This is a genomic window from Psychromonas sp. (assembly GCF_983033635.1).
In genome coordinates, this window is the sequence record NZ_CEZLMY010000022.1 from 1 (window position 1) to 3,026 (window position 3,026).

General features: G+C 39.9%; 4 protein-coding genes. All 4 read right to left on the bottom strand.

Features of this window, described 5'->3' with window-relative positions:
• Nucleotides 1–297, bottom strand: a 297-nt coding sequence (locus AC4GME_RS04835; protein ID WP_490379077.1) for a hypothetical protein, incomplete at its 3' end; no start/stop codon positions are given.
• Between the two features lie 343 nt (nt 298–640).
• The gene (locus AC4GME_RS04840) at nt 641–916 is read right to left on the bottom strand and encodes a DUF4389 domain-containing protein (protein ID WP_490377019.1); all 276 of its coding nucleotides are present in this window, start codon (nt 914–916) and stop codon (nt 641–643) included.
• A 99-nt stretch (nt 917–1,015) separates the two neighbouring features.
• A complete protein-coding gene (locus AC4GME_RS04845; protein WP_490377018.1) occupies nt 1,016–1,777 on the bottom strand; it encodes a RelA/SpoT domain-containing protein in 762 nt (253 codons plus the stop codon).
• A 302-nt stretch (nt 1,778–2,079) separates the two neighbouring features.
• On the bottom strand, nt 2,080–3,026 hold a 947-nt coding region (locus AC4GME_RS04850; RefSeq protein ID WP_490379078.1), incomplete at its 5' end, for a hypothetical protein.

Here is a 3,026-nt window from a genome sequence, read left to right on the forward strand (position 1 = left end):
GGTCGGCCAGTTTCTTTTACTGCCGGGTAAGTTAACCAGTGCATCTTTAGAAAATACCTGCACCGTCATTTCAAAAAGCATGCCGTCATCCACTATTCTACCTACAAACTCTCCCGGCCAGTTACAGACCTTTTTCTTATTAGAGGAGATTAGCCAGGGACAGTTTAAATCCGGATGGCGATCGAGCACCCATTGCTCCCATGAAGAGTGTGCAGCTGCATTTTGAGAATGGCCCGGCAAACTAAATAAACAGCCAAGCAGTGTAACCAGCATGATTATTATACTTTTAAACGACATCACAAATTCCTTTTAATCAATGAAGATAAGTTCAGCGCGGATAGCAGCAGTAGATAAAATAATAGGTCATAACCGTTTTATTTTGGTCTGCTGTTTAATCTTAATAGTTATAAAAGTGAGCCAGCGCTGAATTTATAATGGCTAAGAGTTAAGGCCGAGGTAGGAGAAGTGATATTGCGGAAAAAGTTTTATTAAAAGTACGGCTGATAAATAGCAATATCCTTGCAGATGGCGAGGTTTTGCTTTTAGCTGCTAAAGAAAAGGGCAAGAGCAGCCCTCTTCTATCTGTTCTGTTCTTATTCAAGGAATTCAAGTTAGCGGCCAGTTTCACCTGAACAGTGGGTTATTTTTCAGGCCAGTCATCTAGCGGGAATGGCCGAACTTCACTGTTATAGGTCAGAAACAACATAATCTGATACTGATAGACACTCAGGCTTTTACCGAACTGCAGGAGGTTGTCATTTGCCTCCGCGGTAAACAACACCACTAAAAACTGCAACACCACCACGACCAGCATTACGAATTTAGCCACTCCCATCAGAAATATAAAAAGCAGCATAAACAAACCACGCAACCAGACGTTGCGGTCTTTATAAAATTTTTCTTTTTCATCCTTCATTACAGTTTCCTTTTAGTGAATGTTTAACAGTTATAGCTTGAATTCTTATATATAAAAATAGCAAAAATAATGAATTTAGCGACCGCATTTACAAAACTATTAGGCACTTAAATACTGATTCCATGCATTCTTGTACATCTGTTTTGACTCTTTTCTAAGCTTATTAATAGACGCCTGCTCTATTTCACTTAAATCGCGATTCTCAGTTAGCTGCAAGCGCTCGATTTGTTGAATCTGTTCATAGTTGTCATGTTCTTTACCATTTTTAATAACAGAAAATGCTTCAAGATGTAATTGTACTTCCGCTACAATTTTGCTCTCGGGTAAACGCACCAGCAAACTTAAATCTCTGTAGCCGGACGCACCGGGGGTTTTAAAACGATTTTTAATACGCAGCAGCTGTGTTTCCTGCTCGATTAATTCAAAGGCATTCATTAATGCAGGAACATCCTGGGCAACAATAGAGGTACGGGCCAGATCCGTTATCTGTTCACTATTACCAGCAAGTTTACTATTGATTTTATTGACGGCACGCAGTTTCGATTTTACGCCAGATGAAAAAGTATCAGTGCCACTTGCCAACGCAATTTGCTCCGTTATGTTTTCCAATTCGCTTTGCCCTGCAATAGCATTTTGGTAAAGCAGATTAAATTCATTATAGGGCTGTTTAATATGACTCGATTGGAACTCTTTAACACTGTAAAGACCTGCAAGATCCTTTGAGTAGGAGCTTCTACGTGCCGGTTGGCTGAAAGGTAAAAGCTTATTTGCATCAATATTGCGATGCGGTTTTACTGGTGCTGCATTCCCCTGTGAAGAGATTGCCAGTAACACAAAGAGGGTCTGGAATAACTTATTCATTAATTCTCCCTATCTAAAATAGTGCCAGATTATTCTGACTTCACAATTAGATATAAAGGCTTAATATGTCTATTTCAAGTGTAGAAAAGTAAAGATGTGTAAAGATTAGCCGACTTTTGAGTCAGATGTGACTCAGTTCAAATTACAACCAGATGCAAAATTAACATTGCAATTTTCAGCTTTATTATTCAGCAAATAGTTAAAATTCAGCATAATAGCGAAAAATATTCATTTAAAAACAATAGATTGAATACTTTAAGGGGTTGCTAAGACCGACTTGTTCTAAACAGTATTATCGCAATCTAGCGCTTTCTATGTAAGTCGAATAATAGTCCATGCAAATAAGCCTGCCTTTGTGCCTGGTAAATATTTTCAGGGTATATTTCTGATGGTCTGATTACTTCCAGATGGGCATTGTCAGGATGATAGGGAAGCGGTCTATTACCTTCGCCAATAGCAGGTTTACCTTGAAGCTCCGTAGCTATCATGTTGATATTATGATATCCCCACTGCGGATATAAACCATTCTCACCATCTTCAGGCCAATAGGCTTTATCCGGCTGATCACTTTTGATATTCCAGTAAGTATTATAGGCTCCTGAGTTGTAACCTTCAGCCGGGTTACCTGTGCTTTCCCACATACGCACGGGGATTCCCAGGTTTAACTCAGTCCATAAACTGTCATAAATACCTTGGCGATGGTGATCCATATTCATCTGCAGTGCATCACCTCTCATAACCACGCAACCATGGCAATTATTCATGGATACATCGTGTACAAAGCTTACCTCGAGCACAAAATCTTTTAACATATGGTCCCGACCTTTTAAAGTAATACCATGATGTCCATAGGCATCATAGCGCCGACCTGAAGGACCTGACCGCCTCGGAATACGATCACTGCTTAAAATGACATCTTGAATGGTATTGTTAAAGGTATTTCTATTCATTTCGATACCATTATCAGCATTAATGATTTTTATATTTCGTACCCAGCTATTATCACTCATCACTTCAATGGCACCTTGACCTTCCGTTCCAAAGTGCTTCAACCATGGAGTACTAGGCAGCTGAATGGTTAGGTGCTCGATCCCTATCTGCTCAGTATCCCAAGAGGGGATATTATCCCGCACAGCGATACGTACACCACCATATCGTAGCTCAGTAGAGGGCGAAAAACGCAGTGGCCGATCCAGTATCAAGGTTTGATTATCATCACAAATACTTACCACAAATTGCTGCGATACTG

What these genes read in the sequence shown, in the direction of transcription:
- AC4GME_RS04840 (WP_490377019.1), bottom strand. Translation starts at nt 916, where the DNA reads ATGAAGGATGAAAAAGAAAAATTTTATAAAGACCGCAACGTCTGGTTG.
- AC4GME_RS04845 (WP_490377018.1), bottom strand. Translation starts at nt 1,777, where the DNA reads ATGAATAAGTTATTCCAGACCCTCTTTGTGTTACTGGCAATCTCTTCA.